Genomic DNA, 21,976 nt, shown 5'->3' on the forward strand with positions numbered 1-21,976 from the left:
ATGTCCGCCTGGTACGAGTACCGCCACGTGGTCGGGTTCGAGGAGACGAACCTCGTCGGCAACGTCTACTACGTCAACTACCTGCGCTGGCAGGGCCGCTGCCGGGAGATGTTCCTGCGCGAGCACGCCCCGGCGGTGGTCGACGACCTGCGCGCCGGGCTGAAGCTGTTCACGCTGCGGGTGGACTGCGAGTACCTCGCCGAGCTCGACGCCTTCGACGAGCTGCGCATCCGGATGAGCCTGACCGAGCTGACCCAGACGCAGCTCGGCCTGGCCTTCGACTACCTGCGCGACGGCCCGGGCGGGCTGGTCCCGGTGGCCCGGGGGCACCAGCGGATCGCCTGCATGCGGGAGGTCGCCGGGCAGGTGGTGCCGACCCGCGTGCCGACGCCGCTGGTGCGGGCGCTGGCGCCGTACCGGGCGGCCGAGGGGGTGGCCGGCCGTGCCTGAGCGCGCCGTGGACGCGCCGCCGGCCGCCGCCGCGCTGCGTACGGTGCTCGGCGAGTTCGTCACCGGCGTGACGGTGCTGACGGTCGGTGGTCCGCTGCCGCACGGGATGACGGCGAACTCGTTCACCTCGGTCTCGCTGGACCCGCCGCTGGTGCTGCTCTGCGTGAGCCGGGACAGCCTGATGTCCGCCTGCCTGTCCGACGCGGACGGGTTCGGCATCTCCGTCCTGGCCGGGGGGCAGGAGCGCCTGGCCCGGCACTTCGCCGACCGGCGCCGGCGGCCCGGACGCGCGCAGTTCGCCACTGTCGGCTGGTCGCCGGGCGAGCGGACCGGCGCGCCGCTGCTGCACGGGGCGCTGGCCTGGCTGGAGTGCCGGCCGTGGCGCTGCCACGACGGCGGCGACCACGTGATCGTGGTGGGCCGGCTGGTGGCCGCGCGCACGGCTGCCGACAGCGACGCCCTGATCTTCCGGCGAGGCCGGTTCGACAGGTACGGGAACTCCCACCCGGCCGCCGGCCGCCGGCACGTCCAACCGCTCCTGAAGGAGGCGCAGTGACCCTGTCGGACAAGCGCGACGCCGACGCTTCGGGGCTCGATCTGAACGGCAGCCGGCACCGGGCTGCCCTGCAGATCTTCCTCGTCGTCGTCATCGCCCACTGGGCCGAGCACCTGGTGCAGGCCGCGCAGATCTGGGTGTTCGGCTGGTCCCGGCCGGAGGCCCGGGGCGTACTCGGCATGCCGTTCCCGTGGCTGGTGGAGAGCGAGTGGCTGCACTACGGGTACGCGCTGGTCATGCTCGCCGGTTTCTGGCTGCTGCGCGGCGGCTTCGTCGGCCGTGCCCGGACCTGGTGGATGGCGGCGCTGCTGATCCAGGTGTGGCACCACCTGGAGCACCTGCTGCTGCTGGTGCAGTCGCTGACCGGCAGCAACCTGGCCGGGCAGCCGGTGCCGACGAGCCTGCTGCAACTGGTGGCGCCCCGGGTGGAGCTGCACCTGTTCTACAACGCGGTGGTGTTCCTGCCGATGGTGGTGGCGATGTACCTGCACCGCACGCCGCTCGCCGACGAACTGGCCCGGATGCGGTGCAGTTGCCGCCGGGTGGCCGAAGTCCGGTGAGGCGCGGGCCGGGGCTGAGGTGGCTGGCGGCGGGTCTGCTCACGCTGCTCGCGCTCGGCCTGGCCGGGCTGACCCTGGCCGCGCAGCTGCGGCCGGCGCGGTTGGTGACCACCGACCCGCCGGCCGGCGCCCGGCTGACCACGGCCCCGGCGGCGGTGACGCTCACCTTCAACGGCCCGCTCGACGCCGAGCGGACCCATGTCTGGTTGATCGGCCCGGGCGGCGCGTTCGGCGCGACGGGCGCGCCGCGCTACCGCGACAACGGCGTCGAGGTGCCGGTGACGGTCGTGGGTGACGGGCGCTACCGGGTCGGCTACCACGCCCAGCTCGCCACCGGGCAGACCGCCACCGGCGTGGTCCCGTTCACCGTCGCCGCCGGGCTCGGCGCGCCGCCGCGGGCCGCCCCGGCCGCGTCCCCGCCGGCCACCGCGCCGCCGGACGGGTCCGCCGGGGGCGGCCACCACGGGGGTACGGGCGGAGCGGCCGGCCTGGCCCTGCTGCTGGCGCCGGTGGTCACCGGGGCGGTCCTGCTCGTGCTGATGGCGCGGGGACGGCGTGACCGGCCCGCCGGCGGCACGCCCTCGTCGGCCGGTCCCGGGCCGGGCGGGCGACGGCGGGCCTGGGTGCTGCGGGAGCCGGAGGACGCCGGCGACCGGCCTGCCGACCGCGAACCGGCCCGGCCGGGCGGGTGACCTGACGGACCACAGGAGGGAAAGCGATGTCCGTATCGACAGATGCCGCCGCGGTGAAGGCCGAACAGCGGCGGACCTGGGACGCCGTCAGCGACGGCTGGACCCGCGAGTGGGAGACCTTCGAGCGGGGCGGCGCGGCGCTCACCGCGCGGCTGCTGGCCCTGGGTGGCGTACGGCCGGGGCACCGCGTCCTGGACGTCGCGACCGGTCCGGGGGAGCCGGCGCTCAGCGCCGCCGACATCGTCGGCCCGGCCGGCACGGTCACCGGCGTCGACCTCTCCCCCGCCATGCTCGCCGTGGCCCGCCGCCGGGCCGAGGGCCGGCGCAACGTCAACTTCCTCGTCGCCGACCTGGAGACGGTGGAGCTGCCGCCGCACGCGTTCGACGTGGTGCTCAGCCGGCTCGGCCTGATGTTCGCCGTCGACCCCGGCGCCGCGTTCGGCCGGATCGCCCGGCTGCTCGTCCCGGGCGGCGTGCTCGCCGCGGCGGTGTGGGCGCCACCGCCGCGGGTGCCGCTGATGTCGCTCGGGTACGGCGTGCTCGCGCGCCGGCTGGACCTGCCGTCCGGGCCACTGGACGCCCCCGGCCCGTACCGCCTGTGCGATCCGGAGGCGCTGGCGGCCGGGCTGACCGACGCCGGCCTGCGGGACGTGACAGTCGAGGAGTACCCGGTCCCGTTCCGGTTCCACGACCCGGCCGAGTACGCGCGGTTCACCCGGGCGGTGGCGCCGCCACCGGTACGCCGCCGGGTCGAGGCGCTCGATCCGGCCGGGCGGGACGCGCTCTGGGCGGAGGTGGCCGCCGCCGCCGAGGGACGCGCCGGCCCGGACGGACTGGTCGACCTGACCTCGACCGCGCTCACCGTCCGCGCGGTCGCCCCGCACTGACAGATTCCACGCGAAGAAGGGACCGAGATGACCACCGAACTGCAACGCCGCAAGCTGGAGAAGGTCTTCGCCTCGTACGACGCCGACGGGGACGGCGTCATCGACGGGCTGGACATCACCGCGATGGCCCAGATCTGGTGCGACACGTACGGCGTGGCGCCGTACTCGCCGGGCTGGCGGCGGATCCACGGCGCGGCGGCCCGGATGTGGCGCGGGATGCGCGGCAGCGACGGGCCCGACGGCGAGAAGCGGGTGACGGTCGCCGAGTGGGTGGCGTGGGCCGACAAGCCGGAGTTCCCGGAGTTCGTGACGAACGCGGCGGTGCCGTTCAGCCTGGCCGTGTTCGACGTGGCCGACGCGGACCGGGACGGGCGCATCAACCACGCGGAGATGTTCGCGGCGCAGAGCAAGAGCGGCATGCGCTCGGAGGACACGCAACGGATCTTCGACCGGCTCGACACCGACCGGGACGGCTACCTCACCAGCGAGGAGTACGGCCGGGCGGCGCACGAGTTCTACCTCAGCGCCGATCCGGACGCGCCGGGCAACGTGATCGCCGGGGAGCTCTGAGCGGCCGGACGCCCGGCCGCCGGTCCGTGTGGGCCGGTGGCCGGGCGTCGGTCGTTCAGCGGGTACGGCGGCGCGCGGTCATCGGCAGCGCGTCGACGGGCATGGTCATGGCCGGCACGGGCTTCGGCTCGTGGCCGGGCACCGGCTCCAGCCGCCAGCGGGCGGCGATGCTGGCCAGCGAGACGATCATCTCGGTCCAGGCGAACTGGTCGCCGATGCAGCCGTGCACGCCGGTGGCGAACGGCATGAACGCGCCGCGGGGCAGCGTCCGGGCCCGTTCCGGCAGCCACCGGTCCGGGTCGAAGAGCTCGGGCTCGGGGTAGATGCGCGGGTTGTGGTGCACGGCGTGGAAGCTGTAGAGCACGTCCGAGCCGGCCGGGATCAGGTAGCCGCCCAGCTCGGCGTCGCGGGCGGTGACCCGGTTGTTGAACAGGCCCTGGGTGCGCAGCCGCAGCGTCTCGGAGAGCACCTGGCGGGTGTACTCCAGCGCCGGCACGTCGGCGTAGCCGGCGGCCCGTCCGTCGAGCACCCGGTCGACCTCGGCGTGCAGCCGCCGCTGCACCTCGGGGTCCGCGCCGACGTGGTGCAGCGCCCAGCAGAGCGTGTTGGCGATGGTGTTGCTGCCGGCGATGAAGAACGTCATCACCTCGTCGTGGACCTGCTCGTCGCTCATCGCGGGCCGGCCGTCCTCGTCGCGGGCGAAGAGCATCATCGACAGCAGGTCGCCGTGGTCGGTGCCGGCCGCGCGGTACTCGGCGATGACCCGGCGGATGGTCGCCCGCAGGTATTCGGCCGCGGTGTCGTAGTCGCGGTTGGCCTGGGTGGGCAGGCGGGTCAGCACGCCCGTCACGTCGGTGATCCGGCGGAACAGTCCGCCCAGGACGGTGGTGGTCGCGGCCATGAACCGGGCTCGGTCCAGGCTTCGGTCACCGGCGAAGACGACCTCGACGACGTTGGTGAGGGCCAGCTCGTCCATCTCCTTCTCGACCGCGAGGCGCTGGCCGTCGCGCCAGGAGTCGAGCTTGCCGGCGACCGTCCGGCTCATCAGCTCGGTGTAGTGGATGACCTTGTTGCGGTGGAAGGCGGGCTGGATCAGCGCCCGCTGCCGGCGGTGGAACTCGCCCTCGGAGATGCCCAGGCCGTTGCCGAACATGGACCGGAAGCGCTCGGTCATCGGCCCGCCCCGGACGAAGGTGTCGCCGTCGCGCAGCAGCTCCCGCATCAGGGTCGGGTCGTTCACCACGTACGCCGGGCGCTTGCCGAGCGCGATGGTGACGACCGGCTCGCCGGACTGGAGTTCGAGCAGGAACTCGGCGGGTCGTCGTTTCATCTGCAGGCCGTGCCCGAGCACGGGCAGGCGGCCGGGCGCCGACGCGGGTGTGCGCAGGGTGGTGGTCATGGTGCGTTCCCTCGGTGTCGGGCCGCGCGGCTCGCCGCGTCGGCGGTGACGGGCCGGTCCGTCGTGCGGCGGCGGCCCGGTCGGGATCAGCGGGAGAGCAGCGCGCCGGTGGACGCGGGCCGCCCGGCGGCGTGCCAGACCCGCGACGAGCCGATGGTCTGGCCGTTGGCCAGGTCCTGAAGGGTGATCTGGACCCGCCAGGGGTCGAACTGGAGCACCTCGAAGCCGGCGTCGGCGGGGCCGTCGGGCCAGACCGCGTACGGGTCGAAGCCGCGCTGGGTCGCCTCGGCGGCGACGAGGTCCCAGACGTGGCGTTTGGTGTCGCCCGGCTCCAGCCAGGTGGCGCGGCAGTCGACGAAGACGGCGTCGTGCGCGGGTGTCCAGTAGCTGCACGAGACGTACGGGTTGCGGGCCAGGTGGGCGGTCTTGACCGGGGTGCGGGAGGTGCTGACCCAGCCGGTCGGGCCGGCGTCGCCGACCTCCCAGGAGACGTGCATGATCCGGCTGCGCGGCCGGTCGCGTCCGTCCACAGTGGCGACGGTGCACCAGCCGATCTCGGTGGTGAGCCGCAGGAAGTCGTCACGGAGGTCGGCGAAGTCGCCGACCGGGGTGCTGAACGTGGAAGGCTCCATGCCGAGATGGTAGATCCGCGCGAGCGCAGTTTGCTATATGATTCTCAATTCTTGCGGTGCCCGCTTCGGAGCGTCACCAGGCCCGCAGAATCGTGCGCAGCGCGTCGATCACCCGGGCCTGCGCGCCCTCGTCCAGCGACGGGTACATCGGCAGCGAGAAGATCTCCCCGGCCAGCCGCTCGGTCACCGGCAGTGACCCCTCGGAGTAGCCGAGGTGGGCGAAGCCGCGCATGGTGTGCACCGGCCAGCGGTAGCTGACGTTCAGCTCGATGCCGTGGCGGCGCAGCGCCGCCAGGATCTCGTCGCGCCGCGGGTGCCGCACCACGTAGAGGTAGTAGACGTGCTCGTTGCCGGGCGCGGTGACCGGCAGGCCCAGTCCGATGCCGGCGAGCCCCTCGTCGTAGCGGCGGGCGATCGCGCGGCGGGCGGCGACGTAGCGGTCCAGCCGCCGCAGCTTGCGGCGCAGGATCTCCGCCTGCACCTCGTCCAGGCGGCTGTTGCGGCCGGGCGTCTCCTCGACGTAGTAGCGGTCCGCCATCCCGTAGTACCGCAGCCGGCGCAGGCGCCGCTCCACGTCCGGGTCGGCGGTGATCGTCGCGCCGCCGTCGCCGTACGCGCCGAGCACCTTGGTCGGATAGAAGGAGAAGGCGGCGGCGTCACCGAGCGACCCGGCCACGCGGCCGTGGTGGCGCGCGCCGTGCGCCTGCGCGCAGTCCTCCAGCACCGCGAGGCCGTGCGCGGCGGCGAGCGCCCGCAGCGGCGCCATCTCGACGCACTGCCCGTAGAGGTGCACCGGGAGCAGCACCCGGGTACGCGGCGTGATCACGTCGGCGACCCGGTCGACGCGCATCAGGCAGGTCGCCTCGTCCACGTCGACGAAGACCGGCACCGCGCCCACCGCGTCGATGGCGAGCACGGTCGGCGCGGCCGTGTTGGCGACGGTGACCACCTCGTCGCCGGGGCGTACGCCCAGCGCCCAGAGGGCCAGCGAGATGGCGTCGGTGCCGTTGGCCACCCCGACGCAGTGCGGCACGCCGTGGTAGGCGGCGAACTCCCGCTCGAAGCCGCGCACGCTCTCACCGAGCACCAGCCGGCCGGAGGAGAAGACCTGGTCCACCGCGCCGAGGACGTCCTCCCGCTCGCTCTCGTACTCGGCCAGGTAGTTCCAGACTCCGACGGTCATGGCGGCGGACCTCCCCGGGAGCGTCGTCGCCGCGGCGCCTCACCCCGGCATCACCACCCCGCATCCTAGTCGCCGCCCCATCGGCTAGCTACACGTTCGTCAACCGACGTCGGTACCGGCGGCTCCCGGCCACTGGCCCGAACGGACGGAATCACCGTCGCCGCGACGCCGTCGCCGCGGACTGGCACCAACCCTGCGGGGCGCGCGAACAGCCTTTCCCGGCAAGCCCTCAGGACCGAGCTGACCTGCCCCGACATCGGCCACTGTCGACCACCTAGGCGCCTCCGGCAATCGATGGAAATTGCGCGCAGTGGATCTCCCTGTAGTCGACTTCCCGTCAATTGACAGTTGCAATTCGGATAGTAGGCTCGCTGCCGCGGGCGCCGCTCCCCGGCACTTCTCCGTCCCCCTCGACCGCGACGCCTGGCATGTTCCGGCCTCAATCCCGCACGTGACCAGGAGGACGTCCATGCCCCGTCCACAACTGCGCGGTCCGCTCCGGCGTGCCGCCCACATCGGAGTGATCGCGCTCGTCGCCGTCAGCAGCGGCCTGGTGCCACCCCCGGCCGCGGCCGGGGCGGCCGTGCGACGGGTCACCTCGACGGTGACCGGCAGCGACGGCCAGCCGTACCGGATCACCAACCACCTCACCCGCACGGCTCAGGCCGCCGAGCGTCCCGGCGCGCCCGCCCGCCAGTGGCTGCTGGTCTGGACCGGTGACGCCGCGCCCGGCCCCGACGGCAAGCCCGACCCCGACTTCCTCGCCGTCGTGGACGCCACCCCCGGCTCCCCCGACTACGGCCGGGTGGCGAACACCGTCACCGTCGACTCGGTCTTCGGCAACGAGCCGCACCACATGCAGTACACCTGGCGAAAGGGCGACAAGGTGTACGCGGGCGGCCTGCTCAGCGACACCGTCTACGTCTTCGACGTCAGCCGGCTGCCCCGGGTCTCGCTCAGCGGCGTGACGCTGCCGCACGACACCCCGTGCGGCTCGGTGCCGGACGCGTTCACCGTCCTGCGCGACGGCACCGCGTACGGGTCGTACATGGGCGGGCCCGACGTCGCCGGGCCCTGCACCTACTCCGACGGGCAGACCCGCGTCGGCAACGGCTTCGCCGGCTCCCCCGGCGAGGTGGTCCGGCTCGGCCCCGACGGCCGGGTGCTGGCCGAGATGCCGGCGGCGAAGAAGACCGCCGAGGACCCGGTCTCCTGCCCCAACCAGCCGGCGCTGCCGGTGCCGACCTGCGCCAACCCGCACGGCATCGCGCTGCGCGAGGACCTGAACCGGCTGGTCACCAGCGACTTCGTCGAGGTGCGGCACGTCGTCGCCGGCCTGGTGACCGACCCCAACCTGCAGCGCCGCACGGTCCGCACGTACGACATCAGCGACCGGAACCGGCCCCGCCTGCTCTCCCTGTCCTACCTGCCCGACGGGCCCCGGGTCGACGACGAGTACAGCCGCGAGGGTCTGCTGGCCATGGAGCCCGCGGTGACGCACCAGCCCCGGCACAAGGGAGCGTTCGTGGCCACCGGGATGGGCGCGGTCTACTACACGCCGGACATCACCAAGCGGGAGCTGACCTGGCGGCAGGTGTTCGACGACGCGACCGCCTTCCGCCGTATCTACCCGCGCGACACCCCGACCAGCGCGGCCGACGGCGGCAGCTGGCTGATGGTGAGCCCGGACGACCGTTTCCTGTTCCACACGGTGATGTTCGGCGGCAACAACTCACCGGCCGTCAACGCCGAGTCCGGCATGGTGTACGTGCTGGACATCCGCCGGCTCCTGGCCGCCGGCAGCCGGACCTCGTGCCGCATCGACACGATCGCGGAGACCGTACGCGGCGGCGCCGAGCCGGACTGTCCCGCGCTGGTCAGCGCCCTGCCCATCGTGGACACCACACTCGGTGGCCCGCACTGGGGCGCGATGGACACGTTCCGGCCGGTGGCGGGCGGGAAGCACTTCCGCCAGACCGACCAGGTCTCCCGGGTGGTCACCTCGAACTACTTCGTGGCGCCCACCGGACTCGACGGTGACGCCCGGATCTGCATGGCGCTGGTCGACCCGGCGGGCCGGCTCACCGAGGACCGCGCGTTCCGCGACGAGCACACCGGCCGGCGCTGCGTGAGCTTCGACCGGACGAGCTGGCCGCACGGCGACACCGGCAAGGCGAACCCGCACGGGCTGCTCTTCGCGGTGGCCGACGCGCAACTGCGCTGACCGCAACCGCGCGGCGGGCGGCGACGAGCCGCCCGCCGCCGGGCTCACACCGCCGCGGCCAGCCGGGGCACCACCTCGGCCGGGGACGGCAGCGCCGCGATCTCGGCCCGCACCTCGCCGGTCACCCGGCCCAGCTCCGCGTCGGTGAGCAGCCGGCCGATCGCGGCGGCGTCCAGCTCGTCCACCGAGCCCAGCACGTGCGCCAGCCCCCGGCCGCGCAGCAGCTCGCCGGTGACCAGCTCGTCCGGCGAGCCGGGCAGCACCAGTTGGCGGACGCCGAGCGCGGCGCAGGTCAGCGTCGTGCCGTCGCCGCCGTGGTGGATCGCGGCGGCGCAGCCGCGCAGCAACTGGTTCAGCGGCACCCAGCCGGTGGTCCGCACGTTCGGCGGCAGGTCGGCCGGAGCGGCCGACTCCCCGATCGCCAGCACGAACTCGGCGTCCAGCCCGGGCGCGGCGGCGAGCACCCGCGCGATGCCGGCGGCGAACCGGTCCGGCCCGCCGAGCGTGCCGAACGTGACAGCGATCCGGGGCCGCGCGACCGGCTCCCGCAGCCACTCGGGCAGGACCCCGCCGCCGTTGTACGGCACGTACCGCATGGAGATCTCGGCCGGCCCGCCCTCGACCAGGCTCGGCGGGGCGATGTCGACGGTCCGGATGCCCTCGGGCAGCGTCACCCCGTGCCGGCGCATCGCCACCGCGCCGGGCAGCTCGCGCAGCAGGTCGGGGGTGAACCGGGCCAGCCCGAGGCTGTGCGCGACCGCCGGCACCTTCAGCCGGGCGGCGACGACCGGGCCGACCGCGAAGATCGGGTCGTACACCACCAGGTCCGGCTGGACCCACTCGCCGAGCGCGACGTGGGCGTCGACGAACGGGTCCCAGGCCGAGACGATGTACGGCTTGCGTTCCTCCATCTCCGCGATCGGGTCGGCGCCGATCGGCTCGAAGAGTCGCGGCACGTCGCGGATGAACTGCGCCTGCATGTCCGAGGTGGTGCGTCCGGGCACGGCGTCCAGGACCGGCAGCCCGGCCCGGGCCACCGCCAGCGCGTCACCGGCGGTGACGAAGACGACCTCGTGCCCGGCGGCGCGGAACGCCCACCCGAGCGGTACCAGCGGGAACGCGTGGCCGATGGCCGGACCCGGCATGAACAGTACGCGCATGACTCCTGCCCTCCCTGTCGTCGCGGCGGCACGGCCGACGCCGTACCGCCGAGCCGGTGACGCCGGTCGCGCCACCTGTCGATTCCCCGCCGGCGCTACGGCGCCCGCTGGCGCGGCGGCCCCGCCGACGCCGGCTCCCCGTCGCCGGAGTAGCGGCGCAGCTCGTCGTGCCAGAAGTCGGTGACCGCCCGGCGCAGGTCGCGGCGCGGCCGCCAGCCGAGGGCCGCCGCGGCGGGCGCCGGGTCGACGCACGACCACCGGGTCCCGGCCCGCCAGCCGGCCGGGCCGGCACGCTCCACCACTGTCGCCTGCACCCCGCTGACCTGCACCAGGAGCCGGACCAGCGTCCGCACCGGCACCGCCTCGCCGCGGCCGATGTCGAGGACGCGGCCGGTCACCGGGCGCCCGGCGGCGGCCAGCACGGCCTCGGCGGCGTCCCGGACGTCGACGAAGTCACGCCGGGCCTCCAGCGGGGCGAGCGTCACCCGCGCGGCGACGCCGGCCCGCGCGGCCGGCGCCAGCGCGGCGGCGACCCGGCCCAGCAGGCTGGTCGCGGGCAGCCCCGGGCCGAGCGCGTTCACCAGCCGCAGCACCACCGCGTCGACCTCACCGGCGTCGGCTGCCGCCAGTACGGCCCGGGTCGCGGCCAGTTTCGCCCGGCCGTACGCGGTGTCCGGCGCGGGCGTACGGCGCGGATCGGCCGGCGCGACCGGCTGCCCGTACTCCAGCACCGAGCCGAGATGGACCAGCCGGGGGCGGCAGGCGGCGCGGCGCAGCGCGTCGAGCAGCAGTGCGCTGAGCCGGGTGCAGCGCTCCGCCATCCGGCCGGGGTCCAGTCCCCAGCTGCTGCCGGTGGAGTCGACCACGGCGACCGGGTCCTCGGCGTCCAGCAGCCGCGCCAGCGTCCCCGGACCGGTGTCGCAGAGGTCGAGCGCGGTGAACCGGTGCCGGTGGCCGGCCGGGGCGCGGCGGGCCACCGTGAGCACGTCGTGGCCGGCGTCGACGAAGGCGTCCGCGACATGGGCGCCGACGAACCCGGTGCCGCCGAGCACGACCGCGCGTGGCCGGTCGCCGGTCACCGCGCACCTGCGGGCCGGGCGATCCACAGGCCCCACCGGAACGGCGGCGCCGTGACGTGCGCGGCGGCGAGCCCGGCCCGGGCGAACGCGGCGGCGAAGTGCTGCGGCCGGAACAGCGTCAGATCGGTCGTCGCGGTGTCGTGCCGGATGCCGGTCTCCGGGTCGGCGTACGCCTGGTGCACTGTCATCCGGATCCGGTCGCGCGCGTCGTCGAGCCACGTCGAGTGGGACAGCCGGACCACCACCCGGTCCTGCTCCTGCACCATGTCGCGGGCCACGTAGCCGGGGACGAACGTCTCCGGCGTGTACCAGGGCTCGACCGCCAGCACGCCGCCCGGCGTCAGGTGGGCGGCCAGCCGCGCGACGGTCCGGTCCAGTTCGGCGGCGCCGCGCAGGTGCGGCACCGCGAAGAGGCAGACCACCACGTCGAAGGTGTCGGCCAGGTCCAGGTCGCGCATGTCGCCCTCGTGCAGGGCCACGTCCGGCACCCGGGCGCCGGCTCGGGCCAGCATCTCCGCGGACAGGTCCACGCCGGTCACCGGGGCGAAGTGGGTCCGCAGGTGCTCGAGGTGCAGCCCGGTGCCGCAGGCCACGTCGAGCAGCGAGGCGGCGGCCGGGTTCCGGCGCCGGACCGTCCGGGCGAGCGTGGCGGCCTCGGCGATGTGGTCGCGGCCCCGGTGCCGCATCACCAGGTCGTAGATCTCCGGGTATCCGGCGCGGTAGAAGCCGCGCGCCACCGATGCCGTCACCGTACGCGCACGGTGGGCACGTAGTGGATCCACCGGCCGCCGGCGGCCCGGAAGCCGGTCTCCTTCGCCATGATCTCCTCGGCGTGGTTCCAGGCGAAGAGCACCGCGTAGTCCGGGTACGGGTCGGCGAATACCTCGGGCGGGCGGACCGGGATGTGCGCGCCCGGGGTCAGCCGGCCCTGCTTGGCCGGGGTGGTGTCGCAGACGTACGAGATCAGCTCCGGCCCGAGCCCGCAGTAGTTGGTGACGGTGGCGCTCTTCGCGGTGGCCCCGTAGGCCGCGACGGTGCGGCCCTCCTCCCTCAGCGAGCGCAGCAGCGCGACCAGCTCGGATCGGGTACGCGCGACGGCGGCGGCGAACCGGCGCAGCGCCGCCTCCCCGGTCACTCCCTGCTCCCGTTCCTGGCGCAGCAGGTCGGCGACGGCCGGGGACGGGGTACGCGCCCCGGCGCGGGCAAGCGTGTAGCGCACCTCGCCGCCGTGCACCGGGAGCCGCCGCACGTCCACGAGCTCCAGCCCGAAGCGGGCCGCGGCGGCCCGTACCGAGTGGGCGGTGAAGTAGTAGAAGTGCTCGTCGTAGATCTGGTCGAAGGCGGTCCGGGCGAGGATGTCGCCGAGGTACGGGTCCTCGAAGACGAGGACGCCGCCGGGGGCGAGCAGCAGCCGCGCGCCGCGCAGCACCGAGTCCAGGTAGGGCAGGTGGCAGATCGTGTTGGCGGCGTAGATGACGTCGGCCGGCCCGTCGGTGGCGAGCACGTCGGCGGCGGTCTCCTCCTCGAAGAAGTCGGTACGCACCCGTACGCCCTGCCCACGGGCCAGCTCGGCCACCCCGGCGGACGGCTCGAAGCCGAGGTGGCGTACGCCGGCCGCGGCCACGGTCCGCAGCATCACCCCGTCGTTGCAGCCCAGCTCGACGCAGAACGCGCCGGGCCGGGTCAGCTCGGTGGCGAGCAGTTCCCGGCCGGTGCCGGTGAAGTGCGCGCGCATCACCGACGACAGCGACGAGCGGTACGGGTAGTCGTGGTGGAACATCCGCTCGCGCGGCACCTCCTCGACGAGCTGGACCATCGTGCAGTCGGCGCACCGGCCCACCGCGAGGCGGTAGAAGAACTCGCCGTCGAGGTCGGCCGGGCGGAGGAACGCGTCGGAGAGGGGCTGGCGGCCGAGGTCGAGCATCTCGGTCACCGGGCCGCCGCAGATCCGGCAGCCGGTGACGGCGGGGGCGGTCATCTGCCTGCTCCTTCCGGTCACCGGTGCCGGGCGGGTCAGCGCGGCTTGTGGGCGGCGATGACGACGCAGCCGACCTTGGTCCGCAGGACGTCGAGCACGGCCGGCATCTCGGCGAGGAAGGCGTCGATCTTCTCGGCGCCGTGCGCGGCGGCGAGCGTGTCGCGCCGCTGCTGCACCCGCTCGTGGTACGCGGGGAACGAACGGCTGATCTTGTCGCCGCAGCTGAGGAACTCGTCCACCACGAATCCGGCGTCGCGGACCAGGTCGAACGCGGCCATCGGCGGGCCGGGCGGGGCGAGGGTGAAGTCGGTGAGGATCTGCCGGTCCCGCTCGGTGAGCGGGGCGTCCTCGGCGAGGTCGGTGAGCACGAGCCGGCCGCCGGGCTTGAGTACGCGGCGGATCTCGGCGAGCCACTGCCGGCGGTCCTGCGCGTGCACCAGGGACTCGAAGGCGAGCACCTTGTCGAAGGAGGCGTCCGGGTAGCTCAGCGCGGCGGCGTCGCCGAGCTCGAAGCGGACCTGGCCACGCAGCCCGGACTCGTTGACCCGTTCCCGGGCCCGCTTGAGGTGCTCGGCGCTGTTGGTGATGCCGGTGATGTCGGCGTCGCTGCGCTGGCCGAGCCGGATGGCCGGCTCGCCGGCGCCGCAGCCGACGTCCAGCAGCCGATCGCCGGGGCGCAGGCCGAGGCGGTCGCCGACGATGTCGGTGAACCGGTTGATGGCCTCCAGGAAGGGCGTGCGGTCGTCGTCGTCCTCCCACCATCCGAAGTGGATGTTTCCGCCGAGCACCTCGACGGCCCAGGCGCCGTCGTCGTAGATCTCCGCTACCTCGTCGATTTCGGTCAGCTCGCGTGTGGACACGTCCGCTCCTCCACTCTCGGCGGCAAGTTGCTGCTTGAGAATGTTATAGCTATCGACCGACGGGTGTCCATGCGACGATCACGTGGTGGCGGAACGCGCGCGACGCGCGGATCAAGAGGCGTGACCGGAGCGAAACGTCCTGCTACTATATGTTTGTGAACACAATGTCGCGTACGGCTGGGTTGTCCGCACAGCAGACCGACACTCCCGCCATCGAGATCACACGATTGCGCAAATCCTACGGCGAGGTGCGCGCGCTCGACGGGATCGATCTGCGCGTGTCGGCCGGAAGCGTGTTCGGCGTGCTCGGCCCCAACGGCGCCGGGAAGACGACGATCGTCCGCACCCTCGCCACGCTCGTCCCGCCCGACAGCGGCGAGGTCCGCGTGCTCGGCCACGACGTGGTGCGCGAGGCCGGGGCGATCCGCGACCGGATCGGGCTGACCGGGCAATACTCGTCGGTCGACGAGGAACTGTCCGGCCGGGACAATCTCGTCCTGCTCTCCCGGCTACGCGGCTTCTCCTGGAGCGCGGCCCGCCGCCGCGCCGAGGAGCTGCTCGCCACGTTCGGCCTGGAGGAGGCCGCCGCCCGGCTGGTGCGGACCTACTCCGGCGGCATGCGCCGTCGGCTCGACATCGCCAGCAGCATGATCGTGACACCCGACCTGATGTTCCTCGACGAGCCGACCACCGGGCTGGACCCGCACAGCCGCAACCAGGTGTGGGAACTCGTCCGGGGCATGGTCGGCGAGGGCGCCACCGTCCTGCTCACCACGCAGTATCTCGACGAGGCCGACCAGCTCGCCGACCGGATCGCGGTCGTCGACCACGGCCGGGTCATCGCCGAGGGCACGCCGGTGGAGCTGAAGCGGTCGATCGGTGCGAGCGTGCTGCGGGTGCGGTTGCGCGACGCCGGGCAGCGGGAGACGGCAGAGCGGATGCTGGCGGAGGCGCTGGGCACGGCGGTGCACGCCGGCACCGACCGGATGGAGCTGACCGCGCAGGTCGCGGCCGAGGAGGAGGCCACCCGGGCGCTGGCCGCCCTCACCGGGGCCGGCGTCGGCCTGGCCGAGTACGCCTTCGGCCACGCCACCCTGGACCAGGTGTTCCTCGCCCTCACCGGGCACCGGGCGGACGGCTCGCGGACCGAGACCGAGGAGGCGGCGTGAGCAGCATGGTGGAGACCGGCACCGGCCGTGGCGCCTCGGCGCCGTCCGCGGCGCGGCCGGCACGTCCCGGCGCGCTGTCGTCCACGCTGACCTTCGCGTGGCGGGCGGTGCAGAAGGTACGCCGCGACCCGACGCAGATCCTCGAGGCGCTCGGCGTGCCGGTCATGTTCACGCTCGTCTTCGGCTTCCTGTTCGGCGGCGCGCTGGCCGGTTCGACGTCGAGCTACATGCAGTTCTACATCCCGGGCATCGTGGTGTTCACCGGGATCATGATCAGCATGCGGATCGGCGCGGTGGTCAACCTGGACAACTCCCGGGAGGTGACCGACCGCTTCCGCGCGCTGGCCATCTGGCGGCCCGCCGCGATCGTCGGCACCCTGCTCGGCAACAACGTGCTCTACGTCGTCGGCTGCGCGGTCGCCGTGGCGGTCGGGCTCGCGGTCGGCTTCCGGCCCGACGGTGGCGTGCTCGGCGTCCTCGCCACGATCCTGATCACCCTGGTCTTCGTCTTCTCCTTCTCCTGGGTGTACGTGGTCTTCGGGCTCGCCCTGAAGTCACCGACCGCCGCCCTAAGCGCCTGCCAGGCGATCGTCTTCCCGGTGTCGTTCGTCAGCAACTTCTTCGTGCCGCAGGAGACGCTTCCCGGCTGGCTGCAGGCCGTGGTCGGCCTGAACCCGTTCGCGTTGACGGTCACCGCCGCGCGCGGCCTGGCCCATGGCACGGCGACCGCGGGTGAGGTAGGCGCGGCGCTGGTCGGCTGCGCGGCGCTGGTGGCCGTCTTCGCCCCGCTCTCCATGTTCCTGTACCGCCGGCGGGCCTGACCCCGCCACCGTTTGTACGCAGTGCCGATGACACGAGAAGGGAACACGGCTACCCCGTGGACAGCGACCGTTTGACTCAACCGCCTGCCGTCACCGCGCAGATGCTCATCCGCAGGCCCGCCGCCGAGGTCTTCGAGGCGTTCGCGGACCCGGCGGTGACCACGAAGTTCTGGTTCACCAAGAGCAGCGGCCGGCTCGAACCCGGCGCCACCGTCACCTGGGACTGGGAGATGTACGGCGTCTCCACCGTCGTCACGGTCAAGGACGTCGAGAAGAACAGCCGCATCCTGGCCGAGTGGGACCCGGAGTCCCCCACCCAGCTCGAATGGCGGTTCCTGCCGGGCGAGGGTGACACGACGCTGGTCCGGGTCACCGAGACCGGCTTCGCCGGCAGCGCCGACCAGGCCGTGGCGAAGGCGATCGACTCGATGGGCGGGTTCACCATGGTGCTCTGCGCCTGCAAGGCGCTGCTGGAGCAGGGTGTGCTGCTCAACGCGGTCGGCGACGCCCACCCGACCGGCTTCGGCGACTGACCGCCGTCGCGGCGGGCGGACCGGGCGCGACCCGGTCCGCCCGCTCAGCCGGCGTCCAGCAGCCCGCGCAGGCAGGCGATCAGGCTGCGGGCCGAGACGTTCACGTAGTTGCTGTGCCGCAGCAGTTCCGAGAGCTGGTGCAGCGTCACCCAGCGGTACTGGTCGCTCTCCAGGTCGACGTCGTCGGTCTCCACCACCAGATAGCTGCTACGGGCCCGGTAGAGCCGTCCGCCCTCCTCGGAGAGGAGCGCGCGGAACCGGACCCGCTCCGGCGGCGCGCCGAGCACCTGGTCCAGGAAGGGCGGACGCGCGGCGGCGGGCAGGTAGTCGAGCGTGGCGGGCGTGCACTGGACCGTCGGCGCCAGTTCCACCACGTCGACGAAGCCCGGTTCGACCCGGGCGTGCGCCAGCACGTGCAGCACACCGTCGAGACGGGTGGCCAGGAACGCCACCACCCCCTGGCCGCAGGGCCGCAGCATCGGCTGCGACCAGCTCGCCACCTCGCGCCCCTCGGCGTCCACGTCCACGCCGATGACCTCGAAGAACAGCCCACTGTCGTGTCGCAGGGAGACCTCGCCGAGATGCCACGCCGCCTGTCCGCGCAGCGCCGTCCGGTCGGCGTCCACCTCGGTCCGGCTGCGGACGTCGGTGATCCAGTGCAGCAGCTCGCCGGTGTGGTGCCGGCTGCCCGGCCCGGGTCGGCAGGAGCGGCGCAGCGCGGCCGTGAAGGCGTCCCCGGCCGGGCCGGCCGCCCGGGCCGTCAGCTCCGCCGGCAGGCACGAGAGCACGGTACGGATGTCCATGTTGACCAGGTCGTCGTGGCGCAGGAGCCGGTGCAGCTGGGCGAGGCTGAGCCAGCGGAACCCGGGCGGCGGCACGATGTCCTCGTCGGTGAGGACCACCATGTTGCGGTTGCGTTTGCGCAGGAACCAGGACCCGTGCTCGGACTGGCGGACGTCCACGAGCACCCGGCGCGGGTCCGGGTCGCGGAAGTGGTGCAGGAACGGCACCGGGCGGCCGCCGTGGACGCCGGTCCAGTTGCTCCGGGTGGCCTGGACGGTGGGCGCGAGCTGGTGGCCGTCCTGGTTGCCGGGCTCCGCCTTGGCCTGCACCAGCACCCGCAGCGTGTCGCCGTCGCGGCGGGCGAGCAGCCCGAGGATGCCCACCTCCGGCTGGTGCAGCACCGGCTGGTCCCAGCGGGGCACGGCCGCGCCCGGCACCTCGACGGAGAGCCCTTCCACCCGGAAGAACCGGCCGCTGCGGTGGGCCAGGACTCCGGTGTCGGCGTCCTGGCGCCAGCCGCGCAGGCCGGCCAGGGGCACGACGTCCACGCGCATCGGGGCCTGACGGCGCCAGTCGGCGAGCCACTCGTGGATGTCGGCGTCGGGGTCGGCGGTGGCGAACCGGCCGTGCTGCGGCAGCCCTGGTGGCGCGGTCGTCTCCGTCACGCGCGTACCCCCTTTGTCGACACCTACCCGTTGATCACTTCTATATCCTATAGCGAACGGCCGGCGTTAGCGCGGGTCGAGGAAGGACGAGAGGATGACTGAGGACGCGAGCGCGCCGGCGCTGCCGATGTGGCCGGACGGCGCCGACGCCGGATATGTGGCCGCGCGGCTGCGCCTCGCCGAGGCCGAACGCCGCCTGTGTGACCAGATCGAACAGGTCGCCGCCGCCCGGCGGGAGCTGCCGCTCGGCGCGCCGGTGGCCGACGTCGCGCTCACCGAGGGACCGGCCGACCTGACCGCGCCCGGCCCGTTGCGCCCCGTCCGGCTGTCCGCGCTCTTCGGCGCGCACCGCACGCTCCTCGTCTACCACCTGATGTTCCACCCGGACGCCGACGCCGCCTGCCCGATGTGCTCGATGTGGGTGGACGGGTTCCACGGCGTCGCCCACCACCTCCAGCAGCACACCGCGTTCGTGGTGGTCGGCAAGGCCCCGGCGGAGAAGCTGCGCGCCTGGGGCGCCCGGCGCGGCTGGGCCGGCCTACGGCTGCTCTCCAGCCACGGCACCGACTTCAACGCCGACCTGCGCGCCGAGCACCCGAACGGCGACCAGCGCCCGATGGTCAGCGTGCTGGTCCGCGACGGCGACGGCGTCCGGCACTTCTACAGCCAGCCGGCCAACTTCGTCGACGGCACCGAGCGCGGCATCGACCTGCTCTCCCCGGTGTGGAACGTGCTCGACCTGCTGCCGCGGGGCCGCGGCGACTGGTACGCCGCCAACACGTATCCCCCGGTTACCGACCCGGCCGATCGACCCGTGTGACAGCCGAGGAGACACGAGTGCCCGACCGCACCGCGACACCGCGTACCGCCGACGGTCGCCGGGGCGTACCCCGATCGGCCGGACGGCTCACCGGCGCGGCCCTCGCCGCAGTGGCGGCCACGCTGCTGGCGGCGGGGCCGGCCCACGCCGCGGACGGCGGCGGTGTCGCGCCGGCCGCCACCGGGTTCGCCGCGCTGCTCGCCCTCGCCGCGACGGCCACCACGGCCGGGCTTGTGCTGCTGCGACCGCTCGCCGCCCCGGCGCCCCGCCGCCTCACCGCCCCGGCGGTGACCGCCGCCGTCGCGCACCTGCTCACCCTCGGCCTGGGCGGGGACGCCCCCGCCGCCGGAACGCTCGTGCTCGCGGCGGCCTGCCTCGCCCTGCCCGGGTGCGCCGGGCGGCGCGCGGTCGGCGTACCCCTGGCTCTGCTCGTGTCCGCCGGGGCCGGCCTGCTGGCGCTGCCCACCGCGACAGTCGCGGAGGCGACGGCCGCCGCCGGGCACGGGCTCGCCGCCGCGGTGCTGCTGGGCGGCGTCGCCACAGTGCTCGGCGCGGACTCGGCCCGGCGGCGCGTCGCCCACCGGGCGGCGCCCTGGATGCTCGCCGCCGTCACCGCCGAGGCGGCGGCCGGCGCGGTGCGGCTCGGTACCGACCACGCCGCCCTCGGCCCGGAAGGCCCCGGATGGGCCGGCCCGGCACGCTGGGTCTGCCTTGCGGTCGCCGTGGCCGGAGCCGTGGGCCTGGGCGCCGGCCTGCGACGCCGACGGCAGCCGGACCGGGCGTTGCTGCGGGGACAGGCGGTCGTGCTGCCCGCGGTCGTCATCGTCGCCGCCACCGCGACCGCCGTGGCGCTGCCCGCGCCGCCCGGCCGCCCCGGCGCGCCGCTGCTGGTCGCAGTTGACAACGGCGGCCGGGGCCTCCCGCTGGTGGTGGCACCGCAGCGGCCCGGCTGGAACCTCGTGCACGTCGGCGCGGAGGGAGTCTCGGTCGGGACGCGGGCGGACCGCCTCTCCCCCGCCGTCCGGCTGCCCGGTGCCACCAACGGCTGGGCCCTCGTACACCTTCCGCCCGGCCCGAGCCGGCTGCACGTCGCGTACGGCGGACGCCAGGCCGTGATTCGGCTGGACGCCGGGGCGGCCGACGCGCCCGGTCCCGACCTGCGCGGTCCGGACGGGCCGGAGTGCGTCAGCGCGGCCCTCGGCGTGCTCCTGCGGGACGACCCGCAGCCGCTGTCGCGCTGCCCCGCGGACGCCCTCACCTCCGGTGACCGCGAGGACCTCGACGCCACAGTCGCCTTCCTCGTGCCCCGGGCCGAGGGCGCCCTCAGCGTCGTGGGCGACTCCTCGGCCCGCTCCGTCGCGGCGGTCGCCGCCGTCACCGACGCCGCGCGCCGCGCCGGACTGCGTGTCGTACCCCCGGGGTCCGGACGGCATCCGACGCTCGTGGTCACCGGCTGGGCCGGGGCGGAGGCGGCGCTGCGCGACGCCGCGCGGGGGCCGGGCGCGGCGGCCGGCACCTATCTGGCGCCCTGGCTGCTCACCGCCGCGGTGCTGCGCCCCGCGACCGGGCAGATGCTCGCGCTCCGGTTCGACCCGCGCGCGGAGCCGGTGTCCCGGTACGTCGCGGAGCTGGCCCGCCGTTTCCCCGGCGAACCCGCCACCGTCTCCGGCTACCTGGCCTGGCAGGGCGGCGCGCCCGCCGGGCCGGCCCGGATGTACGCGGCGGCCGCGGTCTCGCTGCCCGGCCCGGTGGCGCACGGCGGGCACGGCCGGTCCGGCTTCCTGCCCGGCGGCACGGTGACCGCGGTGACCGGCCCGCTCGGCTGAGCCGCGAGCGCGCTACCGCCCGGACGGACTCCCGATGATCTTCGGACCGTCCTCGGCGGTGCGTCGCAAGTCCTGGTGGTAGTACGCCCGGAGTCCGGCCCGGGCGGCCGCCGGGGCCCCGAGCCAGCGGAGCAGGTTGCGGCCGTCACTGCGGGGCGAACTCCCCGGAACGAGGTTGCCCAGGCCGAGCAGCGCTCCGACGAACGCGGCGCTGAACAGCGCCAGGCGCGTCGACACCGTTGCCGTGTGCGTCGCCACGACGACGAGCGCCGCGGCGGCGCCCAGGTTCGCCACCGGGCCGCCGAGATGGAACAGCGCCATCCGCAGCGGCAACGCCGGCATCGACGCCGACGGCCGGACCGACACCTCGTTGCGCCATCCGGTGAAGGGCGCGATGTGGACCGCGACGACCGGCAGGCGCAGCAGCTTCGCCGCGACGAGGTGGCCGCCCTCGTGCAGGGCGAGGTGCAGCCACAACGACAGGCAGGTGAGGCCGGCGGCTGCGATCGCACCCGTCAGGGACTCGGTGACGAGCAGCGCGAGCGCCATCGTCTCCACCGCCAGCAGCAGAGACGCGGCGACGAGCCGGCGGCGCAGCTTCACCGGGCGATGGTACGGCCTGATCGACCCATTGGGCGGCCCCGGAAATCGGATGCCTGGCCCGATCCATGATCAGCAGAATGGGGGCGTCCACCGGCGACGGGAGGTGACCGGCATGCCAGAGAGGCGTTAGTCCCGCGCATGGTGCGCGGGCGGCCGAAGGGCGGTCGTCACATGGCCCGTACCGACATCCACCGACCCGAGCGTGTGCAGCAGCGGGATCCGTACCTGCGCGAATGGTTCACCGACATCCACCGGCACGGCTCCGGCCCGTGCGACCTGGCCGAGTTCCTCGCCTCGCCCAGGTGGATCCGCACCCGCTGCCACCGCGAGGTGTCGGCGCACGCGCCCAACCTCTGCGGCTGCCGGCTCTGCACGTTCCAGCCCTGCCGCAGGCTCGGCCGCCGCCAGGAGCGCGTCGCCTGGCGATCGATCCGCCGCCGACTGCTCGCCGAGCACCGGGGCGGCGAGCACGAGCTCGACGTACCCCCGATCCGCGGCAAGGCCTGGTAGCGGTCCGCCGGATCAC

At 74.4% G+C, this 21,976-nt stretch carries 23 protein-coding genes; 13 read left to right on the forward strand and 10 right to left on the reverse strand.

Annotated features, from left to right (window positions below; translation table 11 throughout):
- Genes KBX43_RS17455 through KBX43_RS17480 form a run of 6 tightly spaced genes read left to right on the forward strand, consistent with a single transcriptional unit; the run spans position 1 to position 3,715 of the window.
- Positions 1 to 450 (forward strand): thioesterase family protein, encoded by a 450-nt coding sequence (locus KBX43_RS17455; protein ID WP_030503316.1) that lies wholly within the window; start codon positions 1 to 3, stop codon positions 448 to 450.
- Positions 443 to 1,006 (forward strand): flavin reductase family protein, encoded by a 564-nt coding sequence (locus KBX43_RS17460; RefSeq protein ID WP_307851546.1) that lies wholly within the window; start codon positions 443 to 445, stop codon positions 1,004 to 1,006. The genes KBX43_RS17455 and KBX43_RS17460 overlap by 8 nt, the downstream gene beginning before the upstream one ends.
- Positions 1,003 to 1,566 (forward strand): hypothetical protein, encoded by a 564-nt coding sequence (locus KBX43_RS17465; RefSeq protein WP_210885576.1) that lies wholly within the window; start codon positions 1,003 to 1,005, stop codon positions 1,564 to 1,566. Before KBX43_RS17460 ends, KBX43_RS17465 begins: the two co-directional genes overlap by 4 nt.
- On the forward strand, positions 1,563 to 2,258 hold the full coding sequence (locus KBX43_RS17470; RefSeq protein ID WP_064447373.1) for a copper resistance CopC family protein: 696 nt from the start codon (positions 1,563 to 1,565) through the stop codon (positions 2,256 to 2,258). Before KBX43_RS17465 ends, KBX43_RS17470 begins: the two co-directional genes overlap by 4 nt.
- 26 nt (positions 2,259 to 2,284) lie before the next feature.
- A complete protein-coding gene (locus KBX43_RS17475) occupies positions 2,285 to 3,145 on the forward strand; it encodes a class I SAM-dependent methyltransferase (RefSeq protein WP_210885578.1) in 861 nt (286 codons plus the stop codon).
- A 27-nt stretch (positions 3,146 to 3,172) separates the two neighbouring features.
- The gene (locus KBX43_RS17480) at positions 3,173 to 3,715 is read left to right on the forward strand and encodes an EF-hand domain-containing protein (protein WP_030503321.1); all 543 of its coding nucleotides are present in this window, start codon (positions 3,173 to 3,175) and stop codon (positions 3,713 to 3,715) included.
- A gap of 55 nt (positions 3,716 to 3,770) precedes the next feature.
- Here KBX43_RS17480 and KBX43_RS17485 read toward each other — a convergent pair whose 3' ends face one another.
- From KBX43_RS17485 to KBX43_RS17495, 3 genes are all read right to left on the reverse strand, one after another.
- Positions 3,771 to 5,114 (reverse strand): cytochrome P450, encoded by a 1,344-nt coding sequence (locus tag KBX43_RS17485; protein ID WP_043325274.1) that lies wholly within the window; start codon positions 5,112 to 5,114, stop codon positions 3,771 to 3,773.
- An 86-nt stretch (positions 5,115 to 5,200) separates the two neighbouring features.
- Positions 5,201 to 5,746, reverse strand: a complete 546-nt coding sequence (locus KBX43_RS17490; RefSeq protein WP_030503323.1) for a pyridoxamine 5'-phosphate oxidase family protein — start codon at positions 5,744 to 5,746, stop codon at positions 5,201 to 5,203.
- 73 nt (positions 5,747 to 5,819) lie between these two features.
- Positions 5,820 to 6,929, reverse strand: a complete 1,110-nt coding sequence (locus KBX43_RS17495) for a DegT/DnrJ/EryC1/StrS aminotransferase family protein (RefSeq protein WP_210885581.1) — start codon at positions 6,927 to 6,929, stop codon at positions 5,820 to 5,822.
- Positions 6,930 to 7,398: 469 nt separating this feature from the next.
- Here KBX43_RS17495 and KBX43_RS17500 point away from each other — a divergent pair, with 469 nt between their 5' ends.
- Positions 7,399 to 9,153, forward strand: coding sequence for a hypothetical protein (locus KBX43_RS17500; protein WP_210885583.1), 1,755 nt, complete (start codon positions 7,399 to 7,401; stop codon positions 9,151 to 9,153).
- Positions 9,154 to 9,197: 44 nt separating this feature from the next.
- Here KBX43_RS17500 and KBX43_RS17505 read toward each other — a convergent pair whose 3' ends face one another.
- The 5 genes from KBX43_RS17505 to KBX43_RS17525 form a co-directional block, all read right to left on the reverse strand.
- Positions 9,198 to 10,313 carry a nucleotide disphospho-sugar-binding domain-containing protein gene (locus KBX43_RS17505; protein ID WP_210885586.1) on the reverse strand — a complete coding sequence of 372 codons (1,116 nt, stop codon included), beginning with the start codon at positions 10,311 to 10,313 and terminating at the stop codon, positions 9,198 to 9,200.
- Between the two features lie 95 nt (positions 10,314 to 10,408).
- Positions 10,409 to 11,392 carry an NAD(P)-dependent oxidoreductase gene (locus KBX43_RS17510; RefSeq protein WP_210885589.1) on the reverse strand — a complete coding sequence of 328 codons (984 nt, stop codon included), beginning with the start codon at positions 11,390 to 11,392 and terminating at the stop codon, positions 10,409 to 10,411.
- Positions 11,389 to 12,141 carry a trans-aconitate 2-methyltransferase gene (locus tag KBX43_RS17515; protein ID WP_223201165.1) on the reverse strand — a complete coding sequence of 251 codons (753 nt, stop codon included), beginning with the start codon at positions 12,139 to 12,141 and terminating at the stop codon, positions 11,389 to 11,391. Before KBX43_RS17515 ends, KBX43_RS17510 begins: the two co-directional genes overlap by 4 nt.
- A complete protein-coding gene (locus tag KBX43_RS17520) occupies positions 12,138 to 13,370 on the reverse strand; it encodes a class I SAM-dependent methyltransferase (protein WP_210885592.1) in 1,233 nt (410 codons plus the stop codon). Before KBX43_RS17520 ends, KBX43_RS17515 begins: the two co-directional genes overlap by 4 nt.
- A gap of 35 nt (positions 13,371 to 13,405) precedes the next feature.
- A complete protein-coding gene (locus KBX43_RS17525; RefSeq protein WP_043325280.1) occupies positions 13,406 to 14,230 on the reverse strand; it encodes a cyclopropane-fatty-acyl-phospholipid synthase family protein in 825 nt (274 codons plus the stop codon).
- A 164-nt stretch (positions 14,231 to 14,394) separates the two neighbouring features.
- Between KBX43_RS17525 and KBX43_RS17530 the strand changes: the two genes are divergently transcribed.
- From KBX43_RS17530 to KBX43_RS17540, 3 genes are all read left to right on the forward strand, one after another.
- On the forward strand, positions 14,395 to 15,399 hold the full coding sequence (locus KBX43_RS17530; RefSeq protein ID WP_210885760.1) for an ATP-binding cassette domain-containing protein: 1,005 nt from the start codon (positions 14,395 to 14,397) through the stop codon (positions 15,397 to 15,399).
- Positions 15,400 to 15,404: 5 nt separating this feature from the next.
- The gene (locus tag KBX43_RS17535; RefSeq protein WP_205798118.1) at positions 15,405 to 16,220 is read left to right on the forward strand and encodes an ABC transporter permease; all 816 of its coding nucleotides are present in this window, start codon (positions 15,405 to 15,407) and stop codon (positions 16,218 to 16,220) included.
- A 101-nt stretch (positions 16,221 to 16,321) separates the two neighbouring features.
- A complete protein-coding gene (locus KBX43_RS17540) occupies positions 16,322 to 16,753 on the forward strand; it encodes an SRPBCC family protein (RefSeq protein WP_176722772.1) in 432 nt (143 codons plus the stop codon).
- Between the two features lie 44 nt (positions 16,754 to 16,797).
- Here the strand turns inward: KBX43_RS17540 and KBX43_RS17545 are convergent, their stop codons facing one another.
- Entirely contained in the window at positions 16,798 to 18,201 is a 1,404-nt protein-coding gene (locus KBX43_RS17545) for an NDP-hexose 2,3-dehydratase family protein (protein WP_064447364.1), read from the reverse strand.
- A gap of 94 nt (positions 18,202 to 18,295) precedes the next feature.
- Here KBX43_RS17545 and KBX43_RS17550 point away from each other — a divergent pair, with 94 nt between their 5' ends.
- Both KBX43_RS17550 and KBX43_RS17555 read left to right on the forward strand, forming a co-directional pair.
- Complete coding sequence (locus KBX43_RS17550; RefSeq protein ID WP_210869462.1) at positions 18,296 to 19,021, forward strand: DUF899 family protein; 726 nt, start codon at positions 18,296 to 18,298, stop codon at positions 19,019 to 19,021.
- A gap of 17 nt (positions 19,022 to 19,038) precedes the next feature.
- Positions 19,039 to 20,847 (forward strand): hypothetical protein, encoded by a 1,809-nt coding sequence (locus tag KBX43_RS17555; RefSeq protein ID WP_210885602.1) that lies wholly within the window; start codon positions 19,039 to 19,041, stop codon positions 20,845 to 20,847.
- Between the two features lie 12 nt (positions 20,848 to 20,859).
- On the opposite strand, the gene KBX43_RS17560 is transcribed toward KBX43_RS17555, so the two are convergent.
- Positions 20,860 to 21,450, reverse strand: a complete 591-nt coding sequence (locus KBX43_RS17560; protein WP_247677486.1) for a hypothetical protein — start codon at positions 21,448 to 21,450, stop codon at positions 20,860 to 20,862.
- 171 nt (positions 21,451 to 21,621) lie between these two features.
- Here KBX43_RS17560 and KBX43_RS17565 point away from each other — a divergent pair, with 171 nt between their 5' ends.
- The gene (locus KBX43_RS17565; RefSeq protein ID WP_210885605.1) at positions 21,622 to 21,960 is read left to right on the forward strand and encodes a hypothetical protein; all 339 of its coding nucleotides are present in this window, start codon (positions 21,622 to 21,624) and stop codon (positions 21,958 to 21,960) included.
- Positions 21,961 to 21,976 lie beyond the last annotated feature (16 nt).

This window comes from Micromonospora sp. C41, from assembly GCF_018070485.1.
Lineage (GTDB): Bacteria > Actinomycetota > Actinomycetes > Mycobacteriales > Micromonosporaceae > Micromonospora > Micromonospora chalcea.